The 26,690-nt window shown below is 67.7% G+C and carries 23 protein-coding genes; 11 read left to right on the top strand and 12 right to left on the bottom strand.

Features of this window, described 5'->3' with window-relative positions; genetic code table 11:
• Positions 1 to 48 precede the first annotated feature (48 nt).
• Positions 49 to 588, top strand: coding sequence for a hypothetical protein (locus J2W36_RS09180; RefSeq protein ID WP_307689406.1), 540 nt, complete (start codon positions 49 to 51; stop codon positions 586 to 588).
• Between the two features lie 115 nt (positions 589 to 703).
• Here J2W36_RS09180 and J2W36_RS09175 read toward each other — a convergent pair whose 3' ends face one another.
• The 3 genes from J2W36_RS09175 to J2W36_RS09165 all read right to left on the bottom strand — a co-directional run bounded on the left by J2W36_RS09175 (position 704) and on the right by J2W36_RS09165 (position 4,470).
• Complete coding sequence (locus J2W36_RS09175) at positions 704 to 2,572, bottom strand: phosphoenolpyruvate carboxykinase (GTP) (protein WP_307689405.1); 1,869 nt, start codon at positions 2,570 to 2,572, stop codon at positions 704 to 706.
• 206 nt (positions 2,573 to 2,778) lie between these two features.
• Positions 2,779 to 2,931, bottom strand: coding sequence for a hypothetical protein (locus tag J2W36_RS09170; RefSeq protein WP_307689404.1), 153 nt, complete (start codon positions 2,929 to 2,931; stop codon positions 2,779 to 2,781).
• 126 nt (positions 2,932 to 3,057) lie between these two features.
• The gene (locus J2W36_RS09165; RefSeq protein ID WP_307689403.1) at positions 3,058 to 4,470 is read right to left on the bottom strand and encodes a threonine ammonia-lyase; all 1,413 of its coding nucleotides are present in this window, start codon (positions 4,468 to 4,470) and stop codon (positions 3,058 to 3,060) included.
• Here J2W36_RS09165 and J2W36_RS09160 point away from each other — a divergent pair.
• On the top strand, positions 4,373 to 6,697 hold the full coding sequence (locus J2W36_RS09160; RefSeq protein WP_307689402.1) for an ATP-binding protein: 2,325 nt from the start codon (positions 4,373 to 4,375) through the stop codon (positions 6,695 to 6,697). The two genes, J2W36_RS09165 and J2W36_RS09160, sit on opposite strands and share 98 nt — an antisense overlap.
• 30 nt (positions 6,698 to 6,727) lie before the next feature.
• Here J2W36_RS09160 and J2W36_RS09155 read toward each other — a convergent pair whose 3' ends face one another.
• Entirely contained in the window at positions 6,728 to 7,942 is a 1,215-nt protein-coding gene (locus J2W36_RS09155) for an NAD(P)/FAD-dependent oxidoreductase (RefSeq protein ID WP_307689401.1), read from the bottom strand.
• Between the two features lie 133 nt (positions 7,943 to 8,075).
• Between J2W36_RS09155 and J2W36_RS09150 the strand changes: the two genes are divergently transcribed.
• Entirely contained in the window at positions 8,076 to 8,963 is an 888-nt protein-coding gene (locus tag J2W36_RS09150; RefSeq protein ID WP_307689400.1) for an IclR family transcriptional regulator, read from the top strand.
• On the opposite strand, the gene J2W36_RS09145 is transcribed toward J2W36_RS09150, so the two are convergent.
• Positions 8,956 to 9,843, bottom strand: a complete 888-nt coding sequence (locus J2W36_RS09145; RefSeq protein WP_307689399.1) for a transporter substrate-binding domain-containing protein — start codon at positions 9,841 to 9,843, stop codon at positions 8,956 to 8,958. The genes J2W36_RS09150 and J2W36_RS09145 overlap by 8 nt on opposite strands.
• 177 nt (positions 9,844 to 10,020) lie before the next feature.
• On the opposite strand from J2W36_RS09145, the gene J2W36_RS09140 reads away from it, so the two are divergent.
• Entirely contained in the window at positions 10,021 to 11,196 is a 1,176-nt protein-coding gene (locus J2W36_RS09140) for a nucleoside hydrolase (protein WP_307689398.1), read from the top strand.
• Positions 11,197 to 11,243: 47 nt separating this feature from the next.
• Here J2W36_RS09140 and J2W36_RS09135 read toward each other — a convergent pair whose 3' ends face one another.
• The 6 genes from J2W36_RS09135 to J2W36_RS09110 all read right to left on the bottom strand — a co-directional run bounded on the left by J2W36_RS09135 (position 11,244) and on the right by J2W36_RS09110 (position 16,522).
• Entirely contained in the window at positions 11,244 to 11,939 is a 696-nt protein-coding gene (locus tag J2W36_RS09135) for an OmpW/AlkL family protein (RefSeq protein WP_307689397.1), read from the bottom strand.
• A 13-nt stretch (positions 11,940 to 11,952) separates the two neighbouring features.
• Positions 11,953 to 12,681, bottom strand: a complete 729-nt coding sequence (locus J2W36_RS09130; RefSeq protein WP_307689396.1) for an alpha/beta fold hydrolase — start codon at positions 12,679 to 12,681, stop codon at positions 11,953 to 11,955.
• A 126-nt stretch (positions 12,682 to 12,807) separates the two neighbouring features.
• Entirely contained in the window at positions 12,808 to 13,740 is a 933-nt protein-coding gene (locus J2W36_RS09125; RefSeq protein WP_307689395.1) for a helix-turn-helix domain-containing protein, read from the bottom strand.
• 37 nt (positions 13,741 to 13,777) lie between these two features.
• Complete coding sequence (locus J2W36_RS09120) at positions 13,778 to 15,106, bottom strand: MFS transporter (RefSeq protein WP_307689394.1); 1,329 nt, start codon at positions 15,104 to 15,106, stop codon at positions 13,778 to 13,780.
• A gap of 62 nt (positions 15,107 to 15,168) precedes the next feature.
• Complete coding sequence (gene maiA, locus J2W36_RS09115; RefSeq protein WP_307689606.1) at positions 15,169 to 15,807, bottom strand: maleylacetoacetate isomerase; 639 nt, start codon at positions 15,805 to 15,807, stop codon at positions 15,169 to 15,171.
• 16 nt (positions 15,808 to 15,823) lie between these two features.
• Positions 15,824 to 16,522 carry a fumarylacetoacetate hydrolase family protein gene (locus tag J2W36_RS09110; protein WP_307689393.1) on the bottom strand — a complete coding sequence of 233 codons (699 nt, stop codon included), beginning with the start codon at positions 16,520 to 16,522 and terminating at the stop codon, positions 15,824 to 15,826.
• A 161-nt stretch (positions 16,523 to 16,683) separates the two neighbouring features.
• On the opposite strand from J2W36_RS09110, the gene J2W36_RS09105 reads away from it, so the two are divergent.
• Positions 16,684 to 17,607 (top strand): LysR substrate-binding domain-containing protein, encoded by a 924-nt coding sequence (locus tag J2W36_RS09105; RefSeq protein ID WP_307689392.1) that lies wholly within the window; start codon positions 16,684 to 16,686, stop codon positions 17,605 to 17,607.
• A gap of 18 nt (positions 17,608 to 17,625) precedes the next feature.
• On the opposite strand, the gene J2W36_RS09100 is transcribed toward J2W36_RS09105, so the two are convergent.
• Positions 17,626 to 19,602, bottom strand: a complete 1,977-nt coding sequence (locus J2W36_RS09100; protein WP_307689391.1) for a RecQ family ATP-dependent DNA helicase — start codon at positions 19,600 to 19,602, stop codon at positions 17,626 to 17,628.
• A 257-nt stretch (positions 19,603 to 19,859) separates the two neighbouring features.
• Here J2W36_RS09100 and J2W36_RS09095 point away from each other — a divergent pair, with 257 nt between their 5' ends.
• Genes J2W36_RS09095 through hutU form a run of 6 tightly spaced genes read left to right on the top strand, consistent with a single transcriptional unit; the run spans position 19,860 to position 26,544 of the window.
• Positions 19,860 to 20,825 carry an ABC transporter substrate-binding protein gene (locus J2W36_RS09095; RefSeq protein WP_307689390.1) on the top strand — a complete coding sequence of 322 codons (966 nt, stop codon included), beginning with the start codon at positions 19,860 to 19,862 and terminating at the stop codon, positions 20,823 to 20,825.
• Positions 20,822 to 21,604: an ABC transporter permease gene (locus J2W36_RS09090; protein WP_307689389.1), complete on the top strand. Its 783-nt coding sequence runs from the start codon at positions 20,822 to 20,824 to the stop codon at positions 21,602 to 21,604. The genes J2W36_RS09095 and J2W36_RS09090 overlap by 4 nt, the downstream gene beginning before the upstream one ends.
• Positions 21,601 to 22,383, top strand: a complete 783-nt coding sequence (locus J2W36_RS09085) for an ABC transporter ATP-binding protein (RefSeq protein ID WP_307689388.1) — start codon at positions 21,601 to 21,603, stop codon at positions 22,381 to 22,383. The genes J2W36_RS09090 and J2W36_RS09085 overlap by 4 nt, the downstream gene beginning before the upstream one ends.
• A gap of 8 nt (positions 22,384 to 22,391) precedes the next feature.
• Positions 22,392 to 23,129, top strand: a complete 738-nt coding sequence (gene hutC, locus J2W36_RS09080) for a histidine utilization transcriptional repressor HutC (protein WP_307689387.1) — start codon at positions 22,392 to 22,394, stop codon at positions 23,127 to 23,129.
• A gap of 58 nt (positions 23,130 to 23,187) precedes the next feature.
• Positions 23,188 to 24,753 (top strand): histidine ammonia-lyase, encoded by a 1,566-nt coding sequence (gene hutH / locus J2W36_RS09075; protein ID WP_307689386.1) that lies wholly within the window; start codon positions 23,188 to 23,190, stop codon positions 24,751 to 24,753.
• A 39-nt stretch (positions 24,754 to 24,792) separates the two neighbouring features.
• Positions 24,793 to 26,544 (top strand): urocanate hydratase, encoded by a 1,752-nt coding sequence (gene hutU / locus J2W36_RS09070; protein WP_307689385.1) that lies wholly within the window; start codon positions 24,793 to 24,795, stop codon positions 26,542 to 26,544.
• Positions 26,545 to 26,690 lie beyond the last annotated feature (146 nt).

The following is a 26,690-nucleotide window of genomic DNA, read 5'->3' as shown; positions in this document are numbered from 1 at the left end:
TAATATCACGACATCGGCTCTCGCCACACATCCCAGAAGGGAACCATCATGACCAGTTTTGTCCACGTCGAGCAACCGCTTGCACACCCCGGCGTCGTCCGCGCCGAAGCTTTTGTCGATCACCTGAACGCCGCTCGCCACAACGTCGACGGCACCCGTGGCCTCGCCGCCCTGTTGCTGGCCGCCATCGTGTCGGCCCTGCTGGTCGTCGCGGATCGCTTCGTTGCCAACGAAGGTGGCCTGCTGGGCGTGTGGGCCGTGATGTGGGTCGTGGCCTTCATCGCGATCGCCTTCTTCTCGGGCACTGCCCGCAACCTGGCGGCCCGCACCGTGGCTGGCGTTCAAGCCTACGCGGCACGCCGTGATGCCGCTCGTGCCGACGAGCGCTTCCTGGCCTATGCCAAGCTCGACGCCCGCATCATGCAGGACCTGCAGGCTGCCACGACCCGCCATGAAGCCACCGACGTCGCCGCACCGGTGGTCGCCAAGCAAAGCGCGCTGGACCTGGTCGCTCGCCGCAGCGCCGACGTGCAGGCACCGACGCTGTACGAAGCCATGCGTCGTGTGAACCTCGGCAAGTACTACTGATCGGTAAATTGCCTGGCAAACAGGCACCCCACCCGGCACAAAGCCGCCTTCGGGCGGCTTTGTGCTTTCTGGCGCTGATGGACCCATGCCAAACGGGGCCGAGGCCCCGTGGCCGTCAGGCCGCCAAGCGCTGCTCGATGGCTGCCTTGGTCTGCGGCAGTTCCTTGGGCAGGTGGTGCGCCAGTTGGTTGAACAGCTCGGTGTGCAACTTCAGCTCGGCCTGCCAGGCGGCCTTGTCGATGCTGGTGACGGTTTCGAACTGGGCTTCGCTGAAATCCAGCCCGGTCCAATTCAGGTCTTCATAGCGCGGCGACACGCCGAAGACGTGCTCGGTGCCCGAGGCTTTGGCTTCGATGCGGTCGATCATCCACTTGAGCACGCGCATGTTCTCGCCGTAGCCCGGCCACACGAACTTGCCGTCGGCGCCCTTGCGAAACCAGTTGGTCGTGTAGATCTTCGGCAACGTGGCGCCCGAGCCTTCGAGCTTCTTGCCCAGGTCGAGCCAGTGCTGGAAGTAGTCGCTCATGTTGTAGCCCATGAAGGGCAGCATGGCGAACGGGTCGCGGCGCACCACGCCGGCCTGGCCGGTGGCGGCGGCGGTGGTTTCCGAGCCCATCGTGGCGGCCATGTAGACGCCTTCGGTCCAGTTGCGTGCTTCGGTGACGAGCGGCACGGTGGTCGAGCGGCGGCCGCCGAATATGAAGGCGTCGATCTTCACGCCCTTCGGGTCGTCCCAGGCCTCGTCGAGCGCCGGGTTGTTGGTCGCGGCGACGGTGAAGCGGGCGTTCGGGTGCGCGGCCTTGGCGCCAGTTTCCTTTGCGATGGCTGGCGTCCAGTCTTTGCCCTGCCAGTCGATCAGGTGCGCGGGCAAGGCCTTGCCTTCAACGTCCGCCTCCATGCCTTCCCACCACACGTCGCCGTCGTCGGTCAGCGCGACGTTGGTGAAGATCACGGCCTTGTCGAGGCTGCGCATGCAGTTCGGGTTGGTCTTGTAGTTGGTGCCGGGTGCGACGCCGAAGTAGCCCGCTTCCGGGTTGATGGCGCGCAGCGAGCCGTCGGCTTGCGGCTTGATCCAGGCGATGTCGTCACCGATGGTCGTGACCTTCCAGCCGTCGAAGCCCGCCGGTGGCACGAGCATCGAGAAGTTGGTCTTGCCGCAGGCGCTCGGAAAGGCGGCCGCGACATGGTACTTCTTGCCCTCGGGGTTGGTCACGCCCAGGATGAGCATGTGCTCGGCCAGCCAGCCTTCGTCGCGGCCCATGGTCGAGGCGATGCGCAGCGCGAAGCACTTCTTGCCCAGCAGCGCGTTGCCGCCGTAGCCCGAGCCGTAGCTCCAGATCTCGCGGGTTTCGGGGTAGTGGACGATGTACTTGGTCGTGTTGCAGGGCCAAGCCACGTCTTTCTGGCCGGCTTCCAGCGGCGCGCCGACGGTGTGCACGCAGGGCACGAACTCGCCGTCGGTGCCCAGCACGTCGTACACGGCGCGGCCCATGCGGGTCATGATCTTCATGTTGACCGCGACGTACGCGCTGTCGGACAGCTCGATGCCGATGTGCGCGATCGGCGAACCCAGCGGGCCCATCGAGAACGGCACCACATACATCGTGCGGCCTTTCATGCAGCCGTCAAAAAGCGGCTGCAAAGTCGCGCGCATCTCGGCAGGCGCCATCCAGTTGTTGGTCGGGCCGGCGTCGTCCTTCTGGGCCGAGCAGATGTAGGTGCGGTCTTCGACCCGCGCCACGTCGACCGGGTCGGAGTTGGCCAGGAAGGAGTTGGGGCGCTTGGCGGGGTTCAGCTTCTTGAAGGTGCCAGCCGCCACCAACTGCTCGCACAGGCGGGCATATTCTTCATCGCTGCCATCGCACCACTCGATGCGCTCGGGTTTGCACAGGGCGGCCATGTCGGCCACCCAGGCGATCAGCTTGGCGTTTTTGACGTAGGAGGGCGCCTCAATGGCGAGGCCCTTCATCGTGGGTGCGTTCATTCGAAATACTCCGGAGTTGAAAAATCGTCTTTTCCAACGCCGCTTCGCCGGGTCCGGCGGGCTCGAGCGGCGTTGGAGAAAACGTTTTCCGTTCCTGGAGGGCGCGAATGAGGTTCGAGCCTAAACGGCGGGACTGCCCAAGGCACTGGGGCATTTCCCTCATGTCTGCGCTGGCGTGGCAAGTGCTTTGCCGGCAGCGCGCGGGGTCAGGCCATGTAGATCGCGATGGACGCGAGCAGCAGCATCAGCACGGCGCCGACGAGCGGCAGCACGATCGGCATCAGGTGAACAACGGCTTCGACGGCGTCTTTTTCGACGATCGCGTCATGGCCGGGCTCGACAGGCGTAGGGGTGGACATCGGGATCCTCGGGTTCTTGAAACTGGCTTTAGTTTAGCGAAGCGGGCCCGGTCGTCCTATCCGGGGCATCCCGTGCCGTCGCTGTGGGATAGGCAGACGGTGCATTCCAGGGCGCGTGTGCGTGCGTCAGTGCTGCTCTTGCGCCTCGAAGCCGGACCGCCGAAGTGCGTCCAGCACGTCGCCCAGATGGGCACGTCCGCGCGTCTGAAGCACCAGTTCGATGTCCACGTTCTGCGCGGCCAGCATGGTGAAGGCGCGCTGGTGGTGCACCTCGTCGATGTTGGCGCCCGCTTCGGCCACAGTGGCCGTGATGCGGGCCAGCATGCCGGGCACATCGCGTGAGCTGATGCGCACGCGAGCGAGCCGCCCGGCGCGCACCATGCCGCGCTCGATGATCGCGGCGAGCAGCAGCGGATCGATGTTGCCACCCGAGAGCACCAGGCCGACCTTCTTGCCGCGAAAGCGCTCGGGATGCCGCAGCAGCGCGGCCAGCCCGGCCGCGCCCGCGCCCTCGACCACCGTTTTCTCGATCTCCAGCAGCATCAGCACGGCCTGCTCGATATCGCCCTCGTCGACCATGACCAGATCGTCGACCAGGCTCATGACGATTTCGCGCGTAAGCACGCCCGGCGTCCCCACGGCGATGCCCTCGGCGATGGTGTTGAGGCCCTGGGGGTGTTGCGTGCCCTGCACCGAATTGACCATGGCCGGAAAGCGGGTGGTCTGGACGCCGACGATGCCGATGCCGGGTTGGCGCGCCTTGGCGGCCACCGCCATGCCGGCGATCAGTCCGCCGCCGCCCACCGACACGACCAGCGTGTCCAGCCCGGGCACCTGGTCCAGCATTTCCAGCGCCACCGTGCCCTGGCCCGCGATGATCGCGTTGTCGTCGAAGGGATGCACGAAACTGAGGTCTTCACTCTCGGCCAGCGCCTGCGCGTGGGCGCGCGCTGCATCGAGCGTGTCGCCATGCAGCACCACCTCGGCGCCGAAGCCGCGGGTGCGCTCGATCTTCACGCCCGGCGTGAAGCGCGGCATCACGATCACCGCCCGCATGCCCAATCGCTGCGCGTGGTACGCGACACCCTGCGCGTGGTTGCCGGCCGACATGGCCACCACGCCCTGGACGCCGGCCTCCGACAGGTCCACCAGCTTGTTGCAGGCGCCGCGCTCCTTGAACGACGCCGTGAACTGCAGGTTTTCGAATTTCAGGAACACCTGCGCGCCGACGATGTCCGACAGCGTGCGCGACTCGACACACGGCGTGTTGAGCAGTTGCCCCTGCAGCCGCGTGGCGGCGCGTTGAATATCTTCGATTCCGACCATGCACTGATTGTGAGCGGAATCCAGACATACCGGTTTTTCCGGTCGATGTGTCTTCCCCAACACAAAACTCTGCGTTATGGTCGCACCTGATATTCCCTTAGCTGGAGATTGCGCAATGGTCAAGCGTGCCGATGGTGAGGTGGTGGCCGCGGCCGTCCGCGCGCAGGCATTGCCGTCCCCCGGGCTGAAGGAGGCGCCGGTGCTCGAGCTCATGTGCTCGCACTTCGTGCTCACACTGGCGGCCAAGCAGGGGCCGCGTTTCAACGTGCGTCGCGACCTCAACGGCTTGCTCTCGTTGACCGGACGCCATCTCGTGTGGCCGACCCCTGTGATGCAGCGCTTGCGCGAGTTCCTCGGTCGCCGCTGCGCGGGCAATGAGGTGTGGAAGGGCGTGGAAAACCTGGATGGCCGCACGCTGCTCGCGCGCCACGGTGTCTGGCGCGGTCCTTACGAAGAAGGCACGCTGTTCTTCTACCTCGACGAATACGTCAAGGACCAGCCGAAGGACCTGCTCGCCGTGCTGTCGGTCACCCGCGACTGGCTCACCCAGGCGCTGCGCAAACAGTCGACGCTGGTCGAGAAGAACATCGACGCACTCGCCGGGCTGCTGCAGCTCAACAAGGCCGAACGCGCGCTGCTGCTCTACGGCACGCTCGCGCGCTACCAACGTGACCTGCGATCGCTCTTGGTCGAATTCAAGGTCAACAATGCACCTGAAGCCTACGCAGCCATCGCCGAGGTCGCCGGCGTGAATGCGAGCGAGGTCGGCGAGGCACTGCGCGCCGGTTCGCGGCTCGAACGCATCGGCCTGGTCGAGAACCTCATCTCCGAACACAACATCACCGACCTGGCCGACCTCATGAAGGTCAGCGAGAAGCTGCCGCCGGTGCTGATGCGCGAGTACCGCGACCACAACGAGCTGATGGCGGTGTTCACCCGGCCGTCGGCCAAGAGCGCACTGACCGTCGACGACTTCTCCTTCGCCGCGGACGACGCGCAGATGCTGGTCACGCTGCTGCGCGCGGCCGTGCAGCGCAAGGAGCCCGGCGTCAACGTGCTGCTCTACGGCCCGCCCGGCACCGGCAAGACCGAGCTGGCCAAGGTGGTGGCGCAGGCCGCGGGACTGGAACTGTTCGAGGTCGAGTACGCCGACCGCGACGGCAATTCGCTCTCGGGCCGCGACCGCTACCGCTCGCTGCAGATCGCGCAGGTTTTCCTCAAGGGCAGTGCGCAGGCCGCGCTGTTGTTCGACGAGGTCGAGGACGTGTTCCCGCCCATCAGCACCGAGGCCGCGCAGTTCATGTCGCGCGCCGAGCAGATGCCGTCGCCCGCGAGTGGCAGCGTGAGCGGCAAGGCCTGGGTCAACCAGATCCTGGAGTCGAACGCGGTGCCCACGCTGTGGGTGACCAACCGCATCGAGCAGATCGACCCGGCTTTCCGCCGCCGCTTCGCCTACCACCTCGAACTCAAGTCGCCGCCGCCCGGTGCGCGCGAGCAACTGGTGCGCAAGACGCTCGAAGGCGTGACCGTGTCCGACGCCTTCACCGCCAAGCTGGCTGAGCGCAAGGGCCTGACGCCGGCGCAGATCCGCACCGCGGTGCGCTTCGCGCAACTGGCGAAGACGGACGACGCCTCGGTCGAAGGGCTTATCGAACGCCAGCTCAAGAACGCCGACCAGGCGCTCGGCACCATCGACCGCCAGCACGGCGCGCGCCGTGCGGTCACCACCTATGACCTCGACATGCTCCACGTCGAAACGCGTTTCGAGATACCGCGCATCGTCGAAGCATTGAGGGTGCGCGGCCACGGCACGCTGTGCTTCTATGGTGCGCCCGGCACCGGCAAGACCGCGCTGGCAGAGCACATCGCCAAGGCCATCGGTCGGCCGCTGCTCGTCAAGCAGGCGAGCGACCTGATGAGCAAGTACGTTGGCGAGACCGAGCAGAACATGGCCGCCATGTTCCGGGAAGCCGAGGCCGAGAAGGCGGTGCTGCTGCTCGACGAGGCCGACTCCTTCCTGCAGGACCGGCGCGGCGCCCAGCGCACCTACGAGGTGACCGAGGTCAACGAGATGCTGCAGGGCATGGAGCGCTTCGGCGGCATCTTCGTGTGCACCACCAACCTGCTCGACCGGCTCGACCAGGCGGCGCTGCGGCGCTTCACCTTCAAGATCAAGTTCATGCCGCTGACGGACGTGCAGCGCGAGCGCATGTTCGTGACCGAGGCGCTGGCGGGCGACGCCGCGCTCATGACGCCGGAACTGCGCCAGCGCCTGCAGCGCCTGCCGCAGCTGTGCCCCGGCGACTTCGCAGCGGTGAAGCGTCAGACCGACATCCTGGCCACCGAGTTCTCGGCCGCCGAGTTCCTGGACCAGCTCGAGGCCGAGCACCGCATCAAGCCCGAGGTCCGCGAATCGCGCGGCATGGGCTTCGTGCAATAGCAGGGTGCCGCAGCGCGCCGCTGCTGGCGCTCAGGCCGGCACGGCGCCGCAGATCGCATCGGCGATGCGCTGGGCGGTCGGGAGGGAGTCTGTCAGGCCAAGGTGGCCATGCCCGACCGCCAGCCACAGCCCCGGCTGCCCCGGCGCCGCACCGATCACCGGCACGGAGTCCGGCATGCACGGGCGATGGCCCATCCACGTCACGGCCTGCCGGCTGGCCAGGTGCGGAAAACTCTCGATGGCGATGCGCTGGAGCAGTGCGGCCCGGCGCGGGTCGGGCGGGCTGCGCAGACCGCCGATCTCCACCGTGCCGCCAAACCGCAGGCCCTGTTCCATGGGGGTCACGAAAACTTTCTTGTCCGTCAGCACCACGGTGCGGGAGACAAGGTCCGCGCCGCCATCGAACTGCACGTGATAGCCCCGCTGGCTCTCGAGCGCGACCTTGACGCCCAGCGGATCGAGCAGGGCACGCGACCAGGCGCCCGCCGCGACAACGACGTGGTCGTGCGCGCGCTGCCGGGCGCCCTGGAGTTTCCAGCCCGCTCCGTCCCGGCCGATCGCCGACACCGCGACGCGTTCGATCTCGCCACCAGCACCGACGAAGGCCGACGCCATCGCCGTCACGTAACGACGCGGATTCAGGATCGTGGCGTGGTCGTCGAGGAACATGCCGACTTGGTAGCGGGCGGGCGCGGCGGGTTCGAGCCGCTCGATGCCCGGTCGATCGAGCTGCTGCGCAACGTAACCGTGGTTAGTGCGCAACCGCCAACCTCCCGCATCTTTCGCCAGCGCCGCCTCATCCCGGTAGAGGTGCAGGTGGCCGCGCGCCATGAAGAGTTCCGGCACGCCCAAGTCCTGGGTGAGCTGGCGATGCATCGCCACAGCGCCCCGGTGGAGCGAATCGAGCCGTGCGGCCGCCGTGGCGACCCTGGCCGGACGGGCGGAGGCCACGAACCGGGTCAGCCAGGGCACGGCGCGAGGCAGATAGCCCAGTGGCAGGTAGAGCGGACTTTCTTCGTCGAGCAGCATGCCAGGCACCGATGCCAGCACGCCAGGCATGGCCAGCGGCGCGACCGACCCCGGACTGATGGCGCCGGAGTTGCCCGCGCTGCACCCGCTACCCGGCTCGTCCGGATCGAGCAGCACCGTGCGCATGCCGCGGCGCTGCAGCCAGAGGGCGATGGCCGTGCCCACCACCCCGGCGCCAATGACTGCGACGGTAGGTCCGCCCTTGGAATTGTTCATCTTCTTGTCCTTCGACCAGCCCGGATCACCGATTCATGGATCGGGCTAGAGGAAATTGTATTGCAATATTTATAAATCGCAATTCGATAAAATAAATGGCCGTCGTGGCATCGAGGAGAATGGACCCACAACCATGGCCACCCGCAAGACTTCAGACCGCAGCGACTCCTCGATGACCACCCGGCCCGACGCGGACCCGACCCCTGCGCCCGGTGTCGGGGAACCCGGGCGGGAAAGCAGCCTGTTCGTTGCTTCCGTGGCCAAGGCCTTCGACGTCCTGCGCATCGTCAGCGCTGCACCGGAGCCGCTGGGCCTGACCGAGGTCGCCAAGCTCACCCACATGGGCCGCAGCGCCGTGCAGCGTTTCCTGCACACGCTCACCGCCCTGGGCTACCTGCGCCAGGACCCGAAGACCCGGTGCTACAGCGTGACGCCTTACGTGCTCGGACTCGCGCAGGGGTTTCTCGGGCGCGACGGCCTGCAGAGCAAGGCCTCGGAGCTGCTGAGGATCGCCAGCCTCGAATGCGGCGAGACCCTGAACTTCACCGTCCTGGAGAAGACCAGCGTGCTCTACCTGGTGCGCCATACCGGCCGGCATGCGGTCAGCGTCGAGCTTTCGGTCGGCTCGCGCCTGCCCGTCTACAGTTCGGCACCCGGCCGGGCCATGCTGGCCTTCATGGACCCGGCCGAAGCACAACTGGTGCTGGAGAGATCGGAGATGAAGCCGTTCACGCCCTACACCCAGTTGAGCATCGAGAAGTTCCTGGCGTCCTTTCCGGCGACCCGCAGGCTCGGCTACTACGTCAGCGACCAGGAAGGCTTCATCGGCGACATCTCGATCGCCGCGCCGGTGTTCCATCACGGGGGCGGCCTGGCGGGCGCGGTCAATGTCGCGGTGTCGACCTCGCGCTGGACCGCCAGGGACGCCGAAGCCGCCCTGGCGCCCATCGTGTTGAGCATCGCCAAAAAGCTGTCGGCTGCGCTCGGGCATGACGCTGCAACGTCCGGGGCGGTCAGCTGAGCGGCTTGTCGCTGTGCTCCTTGAGGTTCTGCTGCAGTTCCTTGCCCATCGGAATGCCGAGTGTCTTGCCATAGGGCGCAATGGGCTGCATGAACCACTTGTCATAGAGCTTTTCGAACTCGCCCGACTGCATCAGCCCGATGACCACGCCGTCGACGAGCGCCTTGAACGCGGGGTCGTCCTTGCGGATCATGCAGCCGTAGGGCTCCGGGTTGAGCGCCGCGCCCACCACGGCCAGCTCCTGCGGATTCTTCGACGTGGATCGGATGCCGAACAGGATGATGTCATCGGTCGCGAAGGCGGCGGCGCGGCCACTCTCCACCAGCAGCAGGGCTTCGGCGTGGTCCTTGGCCTGGATGAGGTCCATGCCCAGAGCGTGCTGAGCGTCGTACTTGCGCATCGTCAAGACATTGCTCGTGCCCGCCGTGGCCACCAGGGTCTTGCCCTTGAGGTCCTCGTAGTTTTTGATGCCCGATGACGTTTTGACCAGGATACGGGTGGCGGTGTAGAAATGGTTCACGCTGAAGGTGACCTCGGCCTGCCGCGGCGTGTTGTTGGTCGTGGAGCCGCATTCCAAGTCCACCGTGCCATTCTTGACCAGCGGAATCCGGTTCTGCGAGGTGACCGGGATCATGTTGACCGCCAGGTTGGGCTTGCCCAGTTGCTTCTTCACCTGGTCCACGACCCTGCTGGCGATGTCGGCCGAGAAACCGATCGGCACGCCATCCTGCAGGTAGCTGAATGGCACCGACGATTCCCGGTAGGCGACCGTGATCGCGTTGTTCTGCGCGATCCTGGAGAGGGTGTCCTGGGCGTGCGCGGCCCAGGAGCCGCTCGCGCCCACCAGTGCGAGAAGTGCGATCCTGCGGATATTTTTCATGGTCGTTTCCATCCTGTGAGGTTGCCAGATGCGAAGTTGATAAGTATTGAAATGCGATAAATTAATATTGCATTTCAAGTAAATTAAGCAAAGGACGTGCCACCGAGATCGTGTTTCTCGTGTTTCATTTGCGGTCGGGTGAAGAAGCACGAAAACCAAACTTTCCAGGAGAAGCAGATGCGCAAATGGCTTGTAGCGACCTTCGTTGCCGTCCTCACGGTGGTGGCGGGTTGTGGCGGGGGAGGAGCGGGGGCGATCGGTCTCGGCCCTGGTCTCGGCGGATGGTCGGGGTCATCGGGCGGCACCGCCCAGAAGATCATCATCGACAGCGACTACAACACCATGAGCGACGATGGCCAGCTGGGCGTCATGGCCGCGCAACTGCAGGCCGACGGCAAGGTGCAGGTCATGGGCATCAGCGTGGTGTCGGGCAACCAGTGGCTGCGGCAGGGCGTGGCCGACGCGCTAATGTCCGTGGAGCGGCTGGGCGTAGGCGATCGCATCGGCGTGTACGTGGGAGCGAACTACGCCCTCCACCACACCCTGGCCGACGTCAAGGCCGAGATGGCCGCCGGCGCGGGCGGCGACGGTTATCTGGGCGCCTGGAGCGGACCCGAGCCCAAGACGGACGCCGACCTGAAGCCCTCGCCCGACGGCTTCGCCCGGCACACCGTGGTGCAGCGCAAGAACGCGGTCGACTTCATCGTCGACACCGTGAAAGCCAACCCCCGCGAGGTCACGATCCTGGCGATCGGCCCGCTCACCAACATCGCGTTGGCGGTCAGGCAGAACCCGGAGATCGTCCCGCTCATCAAGAAGATCATCTACATGGGCGGTGCCGTCGACGTGCCAGGCAACACCACCAAGGCGGCCGAGTTCAACTGGTGGTTCGACCCCGACGCCGCGCAGTTCGTGGTGCGCCTGCCCATCCCGCAGGTGGTGGTGCCGCTGGACGTGACCGACACCGTGTTCCTGGACAAGCCCCTCTACGACCGCATCGCGCACCCGGCCAAGCCCACGGCGGTGACCGACGTGTTCCAGAAGCTCAACGGTTACGGCTTCGACGGCAAGAACGGCTTCGAGACCAACGCCCGCTACACGCAGAACATCTGGGACACACTCACGCTCGCCTACCTCATCGATCCGAGCTACGCGACGCAGACCGCGCAGCGCTACGTCGACGTGATCGCCCAGCCCGGTGCGCCCGACAACGGCCGCTCCATCGGCTATGCCGCGCAGCCGGCCGGTGTCACGCTGCAGAAGATAACGGTGGTGCAGAAATTCGACAACGCGCGCTTCTTCGAGCTTTACGTCGATCTGCTCACGCGGCCGGTGCCGGTGCTGCTGCCCTGAACGTCGGCATTCCTCGTACCGGGTAGGTCCGCACCGGCTGACCAGGCTCAGAAGCGGTAGCTCAGCCCGGCCGTCAGCACCAGCGGGTTGAGCCGCACCTTCGCATGGGCCGGTACGCCACCGAGGGCCGGCAAGGTGCCGGTTGCGGTGGTGCTCAGCCAGATCTTCTTCGCGTCGAAGAACAGGCTCCACTGCCCGTTCATCGGCACTTCCAGGCCGGCCTGCAGCACCGGCCCCACGCCGCTTTTGACCTTCAGGTCCGAAACGAAGCCGTCGCGAGAGGCCATCACCAGCGTGTAGTTGACGCCTGCACCGACGTACGGGATCACCGGACCGTCTGCGAGCAGGTCGCGCCGCACCGACAGCACCGCCGGCCCGTACTTGACCCGCCCCAGCACGCCCGCGCCGGCCAGGGTGCCGGTGCCGACGAGTCGGGTGGTGGGCGGCAGGCCCAGGGCGAGCTCCGCGCTCCATCCCGGCTGGATGTCGTAGATGAGGCCGAAGGCCAGGCTGCGGTTGGATGTGGCCTCTGCATTGGCGCCGGGCACCGGTTGCCCGCCGGCCCGGATTTCCGCCGACGTGCTGAAGCCGATGTGCGCGCCGCCCGCGTAGACCCGCCAGGGCGACTCCTGCGCCTGGGCCGGCGGGGCGGCGATGGCGGTGGCGGTGGCGGTGGCGAACAGCGCGAGCGCGTCGGGGCGAACCCGCGAGGACGATGCATGCGCGCGTGTGTTGCTGGGCATGGTGCGTTCCTCCTCAGTCGCGGCCGGCGCTTTCGATGCCGTCGGCGAAGGCTTGCGCATCGGTGAACAGCACCTCGTGGCTGCCGTCCATCTCCACGTAGCGGAACAGGCCCAGCCGCTCCGACAGGCGCGGATGCCACGGCAGGCTGTGGGGCAGTGCGGTGTCCTGGCGGCAGTTCAGGTACGACTTGCCCACCGGCAGCGCGGCCGTGGGCTGCGACAGCGCGATGGGGTCGAGCAGGCAGCGCAGCGGTTGCGGGTGCAGCGACGCATAGGTGCTGCGCGCCAGGGCGTCGTCGGCGTCGTTGATGAAGCACTCGCGCCAGACCTCGAAGGGCAGCTGCACCGCGCCCTGGTTGGCAGCGGCGATGCCTTCGAACATGGCCCGGTAGTGCGGCGGTGCCATGTCGCTCAAGGCTTCGCCGGGCAGCGGGACGAAGGCGTTGGCATACACCAGCCGCCGAATGCGGTGCGCTACCCGGTCGGCGGCGCCCGACAGCAGCATGCCGCCGTAGCTGTGGCCGACCAGCCGCACGTCGTGCAGGTCGGCGTCTTCCAGGAAATGCACCAGTGCATCGATGGCGTCCTGCAGGCCCAGCGGAGCCGTGCCGTCGCCGGGCCGGTTGCCCGGCAGGGTAGGGCAATGAACGACGTGGCCGCGCGAGCGCAGGTGCCGTGCCGTGTCTTCGAGGGTTTCGCCGGTGTGCCAGGCACCATGCACCAGGACGTAGGTATCCGCCATGTTTGTCTCCATCTCTTTGGGTTTGTGGGAGCCGCATGGTGGCGCTGCGCCTGGTCGGCGGATGGCCGATGCGTGCCAGGCTGGCGGACGGTGCGTGCCAGCGTGTGCCAATAGCTGGCAGCGGGCTCAGCGCAGCGCGCGTTCCTGCGCGGGCGTCCGGCCGCACCAGGCGCGGCAGGCGCGCGCGAAGTGGGACGGGTCGAGAAAGCCGGCACGTCGGCCGATCTCGGCCACCGTCAGCTGGTCGTGCGACGGTGCGCGCAGCATGCGCTGCGCTGCCTGCATGCGCTCATGCATCAGCAGCAGGGCGAAGGTGCTTTGGCCCGCGGCCAGCGCCCGGTGCAGCGTGCGCAAAGAGACGCCGATCTCGCAAGCCACGTCCGCCGCCGCAAGCCCGGGTTCGCTGAAGCGGCGGCGCACGCAGTGCTCGATGCGTTGCAGCAGGGCCGGGGTCGTGGGCATCTGCGGCGCGGCACCGCAGGCCAGCGCCAGCAAGCCGCCCAGTTGCTCGGCATGCCGCGTGCCCAGCCGGGCGGGCGGCTCGGCCCGCAGCTGTCGAACGTAGGCGCTCAGCACCTGCCCCCAGCCGGCGCTGCCGTCCAGCCGCGTGCCCAGCCACTGGCCGGCCGCGGGCAGCCAGGTGTCGAGCCAGCCGATGGGCAGCTGGACGGAGACGATGTCCACCGCCTCCGGGAACTCCAGCAGATAGCGCCGCCGCGAGTCGATGAGCGCCAGGTCGCCGGGCAGCAGGCGCGCGGCGCACGCGTCGTGCTGCGTCACCAGGCAGGGCGAGTCTTCCTTGCAGAGCAGGTAGTAGTAGTTGTCGCAACCCTGCCGGATGCCCTGCAGCGTGCGGCGCACCTTCTGCGCCCGCCCGGTCACGTGGTTGACCCGCAGCTCTGCGCAGCTCGCCGACGTCAGGGCCGCCGAGAACGCCTGGCGCTGATGCGGGTCGACCTCCATGTCGAGGAAGCAGTCACACACCGCACCGACCCAGTAGTCGGCACGCTCGGCCTCGGGTACCAGGTCGGTGGTCCAGCTGCGAATGCCGTCGTCCATGGCAAGCATTCTCGGGGTCGAGCCGGTGCGGTGCGCGTCAGTCGGCCTCGCGCCGGATGCGCCCCAGCAACGCCACCGCGACGGCGGCCAGCACGGCCGGCACGGCGGCCACCAGGATGATGGAGGCGGGCGGCCAGGCAGCCGCCAGCAGCGCGCCACCCGCCAGTGGGCCGACCACGGCGCCGATGCGCCCCACGCCCAGAGCCCAGCCCACGCCGGTGGCACGGATGTGGGTCGGGTAGATCGACGCGGCCAGCGCGTTGCAGCCGATCTGCGCGCCCACCACGCCGAAGCCCGAGAGCGCCGCACCGGCCAGCAGCCCCGTGAGGTTCTGCCCGCTGAAGGCGATCAGCCCGATGAAGGCGGCCGATGCGGCATAGGCCGCGCTCAGCACCACATAGGGGCTGAACCGGTCGATCAGGCGGCCCAGCGCCAGCGCGCCGACCACGCCGCCCAGGTTGAGCATGGCGGTGGAGAGGATGGCCTTTTCCAGTGGCAGGCCCGCGCTCTTGAGCAGGGTCGGCAGCCAGTTGACCAGGAAGTACATGACCAGCAGGTTCATGAAGAAGGCCAGCCACAGCAGCACGGTGGTCGGCAGCCGGCCATGGCGGAACAGCTCGAACACCGAGAACCCTGCCTGCACGCTGGCGGCTTCGCTGCGCAGGCCTGCCATCACGGTGGCCGCGTCTTCGCCGGGATAGGCGCTGCGCACGATGGGTTCGTAGCGCGCCAGCGACGCGCCGCTGGCGGCCAGGTAGCGCAGCGATTCCGGCAACACCGCCGCCAGCACCGGCAACAGCAGCAACGGCAGCACGCCGCCCAGCACGAACACTGCATGCCAGTCGAAGTGCGTGAGGAGCCAGCTCGACACCAGGCCGCCCAGCGTGGAACCCAGCGGAAAGCCGCAGAACATCACCGTGACCAGCGTGGCGCGCAGGCGCTGCGGCGCGTACTCGCTGGTCAGCGCGATGATGTTGGGCATGGCCGCGCCCAGGCCCACGCCGGTGACGAAGCGGTATGCCAGCAACTCGTTCATGCCGGAGGCCGTGGCCGTGAGCAGCGCGAACAGGCCGAAGATGAAGGACGACAGCAGGATGATCTTCTTGCGGCCCCAGCGGTCGGCGGCGGGGCTGAGCAGGAAGGCGCCCGCCATGAGGCCGAAGAGGCCGGCCGCGAAGATCGGGCCGAACGCCGAGGCCTTCAGCCCCCAGTCTTCGGCGATGCGCGGGGCGACGTAGGCGATCGACTGGGTGTCGAAGCCGTCGAGCATGGCGACGAGGGCGCACAACAGCGTCACGCGCAGCTGCAGCGGCCCGAAGGCGGCGCGGTTCGCCGCCGGAATGTCGGCGGCCAGGGATGGGGTCATTTTTGTCTCTCCTGTTCTTTTGTGGATGGGCGCCCGGCGGTGGCGCACGGGCAGGTGTGCGTTCAGGGCTGGTGATCGGGCTGTGCCTGCGGCCGGGCCGCGATGAAGGCGGGATGCTGCTGCGCGTGCGCATGCACGGCCATCACGCGGGTGTAGGGCGCCAGATCGCAGCCCGCACGCAACGCATTTGCCACCTGCGGCACCAGGCACACGTCGGCCGCCGTGGGCTGGTCGCCGAAGCACCACGGCCCGCTGCCGTGCAGTGCCAGCAGCCGTTCCACGGCCTCGAAGCCCTCGGCGGCCCAGTGGGCGTACCACGCGTCCTTCTGCGCCGCGCTCAGGCCCAACGGCCCCTGCAGGTACTTCAGGATGCGCAGGTTGTTGACCGGGTGCATGTCGCAGGCGATCACGTTCGCCAGCTCCAGCACGCGCGCGCGCAGCCGGGGCTCCTGCGGGATCAGGCGCGGCTCGGGCACGCGCTGGTCCAGGTAGTCCAGGATGGCCATCGACTGGCCCAGCGAGAAGTCGCCATCCACCAGCGTGGGCACGACCCGCGACGGATTCAGTTCGGCATAGCCCGGCGCGCGGTGCTCGCCCGTGCGGATGTTCACTCCACGGTAGTCGGCCGCCAGGCCCTTGAGGGCCAGTGCGATGCGCACCCGGTACGAGGTGGAGCTGTTGAAGAAGCTGTAGAGCTGCACGGCGTGCTCCATCGCGTCAGACCACGTCGACCCGCAACTCGCCCAGGCGCTCCACGCCCACCACCATGTGGTCGCCGCGCACCACCGGGCCCACGCCTTCGGGGGTGCCGGTGTAGATCAGGTCGCCCGGCTCCAGCCGGAACCAGGTCGAGAGGTCGGCGATGGTTTCGGCCACCGACCAGATCAGGTGCGACACGTCGCTGCGCTGGCGGTCCGCCCCGTTCACGGTCAGCCAGAGGCCGGCCTGCGTGAAGTGGCCGACCTCGCTCGCGCGGTGCAGCGGCCCAATGGGGGCCGAGGCATCGAAGGCCTTGCCGATCTCCCAGGGTCGGCCCATCTGGCGCATCTCCATCTGGCGGTCGCGGCGCGTCATGTCCAGGCCCACGGCATAGCCCCAGGCGTGGTCCAGCGCGTCCTCGCGGGCGATGTCGCTGCCGGCCTTGCCGATGGCGACCACCAGCTCGGCTTCGTAGTGGAAGTTCTCGGTTCGCGAGGGGTAGGGCAGCCGCAACGTCTCGCCGTAGGCCACGGGCAGCACCGCATCGGCGGGCTTGCAGAAGAAGAAGGGCGGTTCGCGGTCGGGGTCGAACCCCATCTCGCGGGCGTGGGCGGCGTAGTTGCGCCCCACGCAATAGACGCGGCGGACGGCGAATGCGTCGTCGCTGCCGGCGACAGGAACGGTGACGGTGGCTGGCGCGGGAAACACGAGGGCCATGGGAGCGCTTTCGAAGGCTGGGGAGAGTTCTGAAGTGGCCATGCGGGCGAACCGCATGCACCGGACCGCCGAATTATTCGGCGCCAGGAATAGCTCGTAAAATCACTTATTGGTCTCATCCATATCGTTCTTGATATAGCAAGCCGACACCGCACGACCCCATGGACTGGACCCATCGACTGAGGCTGCGCCACTTGCAGCTGCTTCTGAGCCTGGCGCAGACGGGCAACATGAGCCACTCGGCCCAGCTGCTCAACACGGCGCAGCCCGCCCTTTCCAAGTGGCTGCGGGAGCTCGAGGAAGACATCGGCGTGCCGCTCTTCCAGCGCCATGCACGCGGCCTGCGGCCCACGCCCGAGGGCGAGGCGCTGATCGCGCATGCGCGGCGCATCGAAGCGCACCTGGACACCGCCCGCGACGACATGCACGCGCGGCGCGAGGGCGGCAGCGGCCTGGTGGCGGTCGGCACCTCCGGCGCCTCGGCCTCGGACGTGGTCCCCATGGCGGTGCTGCGTCTGCTGTCGTGGGTGCCGCGTGCGCAGATCCGGCTGACCGAGAACACCATGAACCTGCTCATGCAGCAGCTGGCCAACGGCGAGCTCGACGTGGTGGTGGGCCGCTCCGCGCCCGAACTGCACGACGCGCGCATCCAGTCGGAGCGGCTCTACATGGAGCCCATCCACCTCGTCGCGCGCGCGCAGCACCCGCTCTTCCTGCAGGAGGCCGCGCCCGACTGGGACGCGCTCATGGCCTACCGCTGGCTGGTCTGGCCGCGCGGCACGCCGATCCGCACCGCGCTGGAGAGCGCGCTTGCGACGGCCGGGCACGCGATGCCGCGCGACCACGTGGAATCGAACTCCGTCACCATCAACCTCACGTTGCTCAACCACAGCGACATGATCGGCATGGCCTCGCACCGCGCCGCGCTGCGCTTCACGCAGATGGGCGCGATGCGCGTGCTGCCGGTGCCGCTGTCGGGCTTTGGCTCGGTGTCGATGTACTGGCGCGCGGACGCCGCCGACCGCACCGCCGTGGCCCGTACGCTCGATGCGCTGCGCGAGGTGGCGCAGCCCGCCGCTGCCTGAGCCGCGCGCGGCGCCGGGTCAGGCCATGCCGCAGACGCGCAGCACGTCCGAGCCGTAAGCCTCAAGCTTCTTGGTCCCGATGCCGCTGATGCCCTGCAGGTCTTCCAGCGTGCCGGGCGCGCGCTCGGCGATGGCGGCGAGCGTGGCGTCGTGGAAGATCACGTAGGCCGGCAGGTTGTGCTCGCGCGCCACCTCGGCGCGCCAGGCTTTCAGCGCTTCGAAGCGCTTCTGCGCCTCGGCGTCCAGCGTGGCGGCGGCGGGCGAGGGCGCGCCGCGTGCGGCGCGTTCGCGGCGCGGCTTGCGCTCGGCGGGCGACGACACCGATTCGCGCAGGCGCACGGTGGTCTCGCCCTTGAGCACCGCGCGCGAGCCGTCGGTCAGCTGCAGCGTGTTGAAGGCTTCGGCGTTGACGGCCAGCGCGCCGGTGGCGATCAGTTGGCGCAGTACGCCGCGCAACTGCACCTCGCTGAATTCCGCGCCGATGCCGAAGGTGCTGATGCGTTCATGCCCGAACTGCTTAACCTTCTCGGTCGCCTTGCCGCGCAGGATGTCCATGATGTGCCCCGCACCGAAGCTGATGCCGCTGTGCTGGTTCACGCGGTAGACGGTGCTCAGCAGCTTGCGCGCGGCGTCCGTCCCGTCCCACACCTGCGGCGGGTTCAGGCAGTTGTCGCAATTGCCGCACGTGGCCCCCACGCTCCCCGCTGCGCGAGGTTCGCTGCCCCCCAAGGGGGCTGGCCCGCCTTGGGGCGGCCCGGCGGCGGGCCCGGCGTAGACCTCGCCGAAGTAGCCCAGCAGCCGCACGCGTCGGCAGTCGCTCGCCTCGGCCAGCGACAGCAGCGCGTCGAGCTTGCCGCGCATCACCTGCTTGAACTCCTCGCCGGCGGGGCTCTCGTCGATCATTCGGCGCTGGTTCACCACGTCCTGCAGGCCGTAGACCATCCAGGCGTCGGCGGGCAGGCCGTCGCGGCCGGCGCGGCCCGTTTCCTGGTAGTAGCCTTCGATGTTCTTGGGCATGTCCAGGTGGCCGACGAAGCGCACGTCGGGCTTGTCGATGCCCATGCCGAAGGCGATGGTCGCGACCATCACGACGCCTTCTTCGCGCAGGAAGCGGTCCTGGTGCTTTTGCCGCACCGCCGCGTCCAGGCCGGCGTGGTAGGGCAGCGCGTTGATGCCCGCGTCCTTGAGCGTCGCGGCCACGTCTTCCACCCGCTTGCGCGACTGGCAATAGACCACGCCGGCGTCACCTTCGTGCTCGCGCTCGATGAAGCGCAGGAGCTGCGTGGTCGCCTCCTTCTTCTCGACGATGCTGTAGCGGATGTTCGGCCGGTCGAAGCTGCTGACGAACTGCCGCGCCTCTTCCAGCTGCAGCCGCTCGACGATGTCGGCGCGGGTCAGGTCGTCGGCGGTGGCGGTCAGCGCGATGCGCGGCACGCCGGCATAGCGCTCGTGCAGCACGGTCAGCGAGCGGTACTCGGGCCGGAAATCGTGGCCCCACTGGCTCACGCAGTGCGCCTCGTCGATGGCGAACAGCGACAGCTTGCCGCGCTCGTGCAGCGAGTCGAGCTGCGACAGGAAGCGCGGCGTGTTGAGCCGCTCGGGCGCCGCGTAGAGCAGCGTGATTTCGCCGCGCAGCATGCGGCGCTCGACGTCCTGCGTCTGTTCCCAGTCGAGCGTGGAATTGAGGAAGGCGGCGCTCACGCCGGCCTCGTGCAGCGCGCCGACCTGGTCGTGCATCAGCGCGATCAGGGGTGACACGACGATCGACACGCCGCGCCCTGCGCGCTGGCGGGCAATGGCCGGAATCTGGTAGCACAGCGACTTGCCGCCGCCCGTGGGCATCAGCACCAGCGCGTCGCCGCCGGCGACCACATGGTCGACGATGTCGGCCTGGGCGCCTCGGAACTGGGCATAGCCGAAGACCTCGTGGAGGATGGTGGCGGGCGAGGCGTCAGCCTCGGCGTCGGCGGAACGGGGAAGGGTGGCGGAGGACAAGCGGTGATTGTCCCCGATCGCCTTGGCCAGGTGCTGGCACGCGCTTTGCAATAGTCGAGGGTTCGGCAGCCTTTCACTTGTATAGACAGCAATTTGGTGCACCGCTCGGTGAGAAATGCACCTTGACCGGGATTTGGGTTAACCCTGTATAGACAAGTTGGGCGACGGACCACAATGCGACGCGTGCGCACCGGTTGCCGCAAGGCAAGCGCGCTGCCAGCTTCAATTCTTCTCAAGAACGGAATCCAGGAGTACCTATGGTCAAGATGGTTGTCAAAGTCGCGTCGCTGGTAGCGGCAGGTGTGTGTGCTGCGGGCATGGCCACCACGGCGTCCGCGCAGGACACCAAGATCGTGCTCGGCATGTCGGGCTGGACGGGCTTCGCGCCGCTGACGCTGGCCGACAAGGCCGGCATCTTCAAGAAGAACGGGCTGGACGTCGAGATCAAGATGATCCCGCAGAAGGACCGCCACCTGGCGCTGGCCGCCGAAGCCATCCAGTGCGCGGCCACCACCGTCGAGACGCACGTGGCGTGGAACGCCAACGGCGTACCGATCGTGCAGATCTTCCAGATGGACAAGTCCTACGGTGCCGACGGCATTGCGGTGCGCGGTGACATCAAGAGCTTTGCCGACCTCAAGGGCAAGACCATCGGCGTGGACGCGCCGGGCACCGCGCCGTACTTCGGCCTGGCCTGGATGCTCAACAAGAACGGCATGACGCTCAAGGACGTGAAGACCACCACCCTGTCGCCCCAGGCCGCGGCCCAGGCCTTCGTGGCCGGCCAGAACGATGCCGCCATGACCTACGAACCCTACCTGTCGACGGTGCGCGCCAACCCCGCGTCCGGCAAGATCCTCGCGACCACGCTCGACTACCCGATGGTCATGGACACGGTGGGCTGCGCGCCGACCTGGCTCAAGGCGAATGCCAAGGCGGCACGGGCGCTGACCAACTCGTACTTCGAGGCGCTGGAGATGATCAAGAACGACCCGGCCAAGTCCAACGACATCATGGGCGCAGCCGTCAAGCAGACCGGCGAGCAGTTCGCCAAGTCGTCGGCCTACCTGCGCTGGCAGGACAAGGCGGCCAACCAGAAGTTCTTCGCGGGTGAACTCACCGCCTTCATGAAGGACGCCGAGAAGATCCTGCTGGAAGCCGGCGTGATCCGCAAGGCGCCCGAGAACCTGGCCGTCACCTTCGACGCTTCCTACATTCAATGAGAGCGTTCGCACCGCTCGAACCCGTCGGCAGCAGCGCCCGCTGGCTGCTGGGCATCGGCTTCTTCGTGCTGTTCGTCGCGGTCTGGGCCGCCTTCACGCTGGGCGGCTTCGTGTCGCCCACCTTCCTGGCGAGCCCCGTCACGATGGTGCAGGAAGGCTGGCTGCTCTTTACCGAATACAACTTCATCCACGACATCGGCATGACGGTGTGGCGCGTGCTCGGCGGCTTCGTGCTGGCGGCGTTGGTCGCCGTGCCGCTGGGCATCGCGATGGGGGCGTACAAGCCGGTCGAGGCCTTCTTCGAGCCCTTCGTGTCGTTCTGCCGCTACCTGCCGGCCTCGGCCTTCATTCCGCTCCTGATCCTGTGGGCCGGCATCGGCGAGACGCAGAAGCTGCTCGTCATCTTCATCGGTTCGGTGTTCCAGATCATTCTGATGGTCGCGGTCATCGTGGGCGGTGCGCGCAAGGACCTGGTCGAGGCGGCCTACACGCTGGGCGCCGACAGCCGCGGCATCGTGCGGCGTGTGCTGATTCCGGGCGCGGCGCCGGGCATCGCCGAAACGCTGCGCCTGGTGCTGGGCTGGGCCTGGACCTACGTGATCGTGGCCGAGCTCATCGGCTCGTCCTCGGGCATCGGCCACATGATCACCGACAGCCAGGCGCTGCTCAACACCGGGCAGATCATCTTCGGGATCATCGTGATCGGCGTCATCGGCCTCGTCTCGGACTTCGCTTTCAAGGCCGTGAACCGCAAGCTGTTTGCCTGGAGCACGCTGTGAACAACCAACTTTCCATCCGTGGCGTCTCGCGCGTGTTCGAAGGCCGCAAGGGCCAGCGCACGCAGGCCTTGCAACCCATCGACTTCGAGGTCAAGGAAAACGACTTCGTCACCATCCTCGGCCCGTCGGGTTGCGGCAAGTCGACGCTGCTGCGCATCGTGGCGGGCCTGGACTTTCCGACCACCGGCGAGGTGCGCCTGGACGGCCAGGCCATCGACGGCCCCGGCGCCGACCGCGGCGTGGTGTTCCAGAGCTACACGCTCTTTCCGTGGCTGACGATCGCGCAGAACATCCGCTTCGGCCTGCGCGAGCGCGGCATGTCGGAGGCCCAGCAGAAGGAGCGCAGCGACTTCTTCATCGCCAAGGTCGGGCTGCGCGGCTTCGAAAACCACTTCCCCAAGCAGCTCTCGGGCGGCATGCAGCAGCGCACGGCCATCGCGCGCGCGCTGGCCAACGACCCGAAGATGCTGCTGCTCGACGAGCCCTTCGGCGCGCTCGACAACCAGACGCGCGTGCTGATGCAGGAGCTGCTGCTGGGCATCTGGGAGTCTGCGCAGAAGACGGTGCTGTTCGTCACGCACGACATCGACGAGGCCATCTTCATGGCCAATCGCGTGGCCGTGTTCAGCGCGCGGCCGGGACGCATCAAGACCGAGATCGCGGTCGACTTTCCGCATCCGCGCCACTACACGATCAAGACCTCGCCCGAGTTCATGGCGATCAAGGCGCGGCTGACCGAAGAGATCCGCGCCGAGTCGATGGCGGCCGCCGAACACTGAGCACGCGCATGAAACGCGACCTGCCCTCGCTCGCGCTGTACGCGCAAGTCAAGGAACACATCTCCCGCAAGATCCAGGACGGCACCTGGCCGGCGGGCCATCGCCTGCCCTCGGAGCACGAACTGGTTGCGCAGTTCGGCATTTCGCGCATGACGGTGAACCGCGCACTGCGCGAGCTGGTCGACCAGGGGCGTATCACGCGCGTGGCCGGCGTGGGGAGTTTCGTGGCCGAGGACAAGCCGCAGTCCACGCTGCTGCAGATCGCCAACATCGCCAGCGAGATCCGCCACCGCGGCCATGACTACCGCTGCCAGATGCTGGCGGTGGAGCGGGTCGCGGCATCGCCTGACGTGGCCGCCTGGCTCGACCTGCGCGCGGGCGAGTCGGTGTTCCACAGCCTCTGCCTGCACCGCGAGAACGAAACGCCGGTTCAGCTCGAAGAGCGCTACGTCAACCCCCTGGTGGTGCCCGACTACCTGGCGCAGGACTTCACCGCCATGCCCCCGAGCGAGTACCTGGTGCGCAACGTGCCCTTCGACCAGATCGAGCATCTGGTGGACGCCGTGCTGCCCACCGCCGAGCAGGCCGAACACCTGGCAATGTCGATGGCCGACCCCTGCCTGCTGCTCACGCGCCGCACCTGGACGCGCACCACGCCCGTGACCTGGGTGCGCTGCCTGCATCCGGCCTCGCGCTACCGCCTGGGCAGCCGCTTTCGCGCCAACGGCAATCCGAGTTCCGGTTAGCCGGACGACGTTTGCCGTCGTTCCGTTTCGCTTCATTTCACTTGTATAGACAGGTTCCATGACCCACCCGCACACTCCTTCCGCCGATGCCCCCGAAACGCTGGTGCTGACCCCTGGCCAGGTCGATCTCGCGCTGCTGCGGCGCATCCATCGCGGTGGCGTTGCGCTGTCGCTCGACCCGTCGACGCTCGATGGCATGCAGGCGGCCCAGGCTGCGGTGCAGCACATCGTGGACAACGACGAGGTGGTCTACGGCATCAACACCGGCTTCGGCAAGCTGGCGAGCACGCGCATCGGCAACGACCATCTGGCCGCGCTGCAGCGCAACCTGGTGCTGTCGCACAGCGTGGGCACGGGCGCTTCGCTGGCTGCGCCGGTGGTGCGGCTGGTGCTGGCGACCAAGGCGGTGAGCCTGGCGCGCGGCCATTCGGGCGTGCGGCCCGCGCTGGTCGACGCGCTGCTCGCGCTGTTCAACGCTGGCGTGATGCCGTGCATTCCGGCCAAGGGGTCGGTGGGCGCGTCGGGCGACCTCGCGCCGCTCGCGCACCTGGCGTGCGTGCTGATCGGCGAGGGTGCGGCGACCACCGCCGACGGCACAGTGGTCAGCGGCGCCGAGGCGATGCGGCGCATCGGGATGGCGCCCTTCGTGCTCGGCCCCAAGGAGGGCCTGGCGCTGCTCAACGGCACGCAGGTGTCGACTGCGCTGGCACTCGTGGGACTGTTCGGTGCCGAGGATGTGTTTGCAGCCGGACTGATGTCCGGCGCGCTGTCGCTCGAAGCCATCCAGGGCTCGATCAAGCCCTTCGACGCGCGCATCCATGCCGCACGCGGACAACCGGGCCAGATGGCCGTGGCCGGCGCGGTGCGCATGCTGCTCGAAGGCAGCGAGATCGTGCCCTCGCATGCCGACTGCGGCCGTGTGCAGGACCCGTATTCCATTCGCTGCGTGCCGCAGGTGATGGGCGCCTGCCTGGACAACATCGCCCATGCGGCGCGGGTGCTGGAGATCGAGGCCAATGCGGCGTCGGACAACCCGCTGGTCTTCGCCGCGACGGGCGAGGTCATCTCGGGTGGCAACTTCCACGCGGAGCCGGTGGCCTTTGCGGCCGACATCCTTGCGCTGGCGATTGCCGAGATCGGTGCCATTGCCGAGCGCCGCATCGCGCTGCTGCTCGACAGCGGCCTGTCGGGCCTGCCGCCTTTCCTGGTGCACGATGGCGGGCTGAACTCGGGCTTCATGATCGCGCAGGTCACGGCGGCCGCCCTGGCGTCGGAGAACAAGTCGCTCGCGCATCCGGCCAGCGTCGACAGCCTGCCGACCTCGGCCAACCAGGAAGACCATGTGTCGATGGCCACCTTCGCGGCGCGCCGGCTGGGCGACATGGTGGACAACACTGCAGTCGTGGTCGGCATCGAGGCGATGGCTGCAGCACAGGGCATCGAGCTGAAGCGGGGCCTGAAAAGTTCGCCCCTCGTCGAAGCCGAGTTCGCAAAGATCCGGGCCAAGGTCGCATTTCTCGAGCGTGACCGCTACCTGGCCCCCGACATCGAGGCGATGCGCCAGTGGGCGCTCGCCGCCGATCTGCCCGCCGCCTTGCTGGACATCCTGCCCAGCCACGCCTGAGCCGAACGAAGAACACCCCGTCCGAAGGAGATCATCGCCATGAACGCACACGACCCCATTGCCGCAACGTCTGCTGCATCCCCTGCATCCCCTGCATCCCCTGCAGCCGATCCACGCCACGACGCGAGCCGCGTGATCCGCGCGCCGCGCGGCAGCACACTCAGCTGCAAGAGCTGGCTCACCGAGGCGGCCTACCGCATGCTGCAGAACAACCTGGACGCCGAGGTGGCCGAGCGGCCGCAGGACCTGGTGGTGTACGGCGGCATCGGCCGCGCCGCGCGCAACTGGGCCTGCTACGACCAGATCCTCGCGTCGTTGAAGGAACTCAACGATGACGAGTCGCTGCTGATCCAGTCGGGCAAGCCGGTGGGTGTGTTCAAGACACACGAGAACGCGCCGCGCGTGCTCATCGCCAACTCGAACCTGGTGCCCAAGTGGGCCACCTGGGAGCATTTCAACGAGCTCGACCGGAAGGGCCTGTTCATGTACGGCCAGATGACGGCGGGCAGCTGGATCTACATCGGCAGCCAGGGCATCGTGCAAGGCACCTTCGAGACCTTCGTCGAGGCCGGTCGCCAGCATTACAACAACAGCCTGGCCGGCAAGTGGATCCTCACGGCCGGCCTGGGCGGCATGGGCGGCGCACAGCCGCTGGCCGCCACGCTGGCCGGTGCCGTGTCGCTGAACATCGAGTGCCAGCAGGCCAGCATCGACTTTCGCCTGCGCACGCGCTACGTCGACAAGCAGGCGCGCGACATCGACCACGCGCTCGAACTCATCGCGCAGCACACGGCCGCCAAGGAAGCCGTGTCGATCGCGCTGCTGGGCAACGCGGCCGAGGTGCTCCCCGAACTGGTCAGGCGCGCCAAGGCCGGCGCCATCCGGCCCGACCTCGTGACCGACCAGACCTCTGCGCACGACCTGATCAACGGCTACCTGCCCTCGGGTTGGACCGTGCCGCAATGGCAGGCCGCCATGAAGGATCCGTCGCAACACGACGCGCTTCGGCGCGCGGCCGCGAAGTCGTGCGCCGTGCATGTGCAGGCCATGCTCGACTTCCAGGCCATGGGCATCCCGACCGTCGACTACGGCAACAACATCCGCCAGGTCGCGTTCGACGAGGGCGTCAAGAACGCCTTCGACTTTCCCGGCTTCGTGCCCGCCTACATCCGACCGCTGTTCTGCGAGGGCAAGGGGCCGTTCCGCTGGGTGGCGCTGTCGGGCGATCCGGAGGACATCTACAAGACCGACGCGAAGATCAAGGAGCTGTTCCCCGAGAACACGCACACGCACCGCTGGCTGGACATGGCGCGCGAGCGCATCGCGTTCCAGGGCCTGCCTGCGCGCATCTGCTGGCTGGGCCTGGGCGAGCGCCACAAGGCCGGGCTGGCCTTCAACGAGATGGTGAAGAACGGCGAGCTGAAAGCCCCGATCGTGATCGGTCGCGACCACCTGGACACCGGCTCGGTCGCCAGCCCCAACCGCGAAACCGAGCGCATGAAGGACGGCACCGATGCCGTGAGCGACTGGCCACTGCTCAACGCGCTGCTCAACACGGCAGGCGGCGCCACCTGGGTCAGCCTGCACCATGGCGGTGGTGTCGGCATGGGCTATTCGCAGCATTCGGGCGTGGTGATCGTGGCCGATGGCACCGATGCCGCTGCGCAACGCATCGGCCGCGTGCTCTGGAACGACCCGGCCAGCGGCGTCATGCGCCACGCCGACGCGGGCTACGACATCGCGGTGGCCACGGCCAGGGCCCAGGGGCTGAAGCTGCCGATGGTGAAGTGACGGCGGCGGCTGGTGAACCAGGCCTGAAGAACCAAGACTGAAGAAAGCCACACCCATTCCCACTGATTGGGAATAGGCGCTTGGAGCCGGGAACGGCGAGCCAGATACTGGACACCGGTTTCCCCACTCCTGATCGCAACCGCCCG

The sequence above is a fragment of the Variovorax ginsengisoli genome (assembly GCF_030811835.1).
GTDB classification, from domain to species: Bacteria; Pseudomonadota; Gammaproteobacteria; order Burkholderiales; family Burkholderiaceae_C; genus Variovorax; species Variovorax ginsengisoli_C.
Note: the sequence above shows the minus strand (reverse complement) of the source record. Positions and strands in the feature narration are given on the sequence as shown.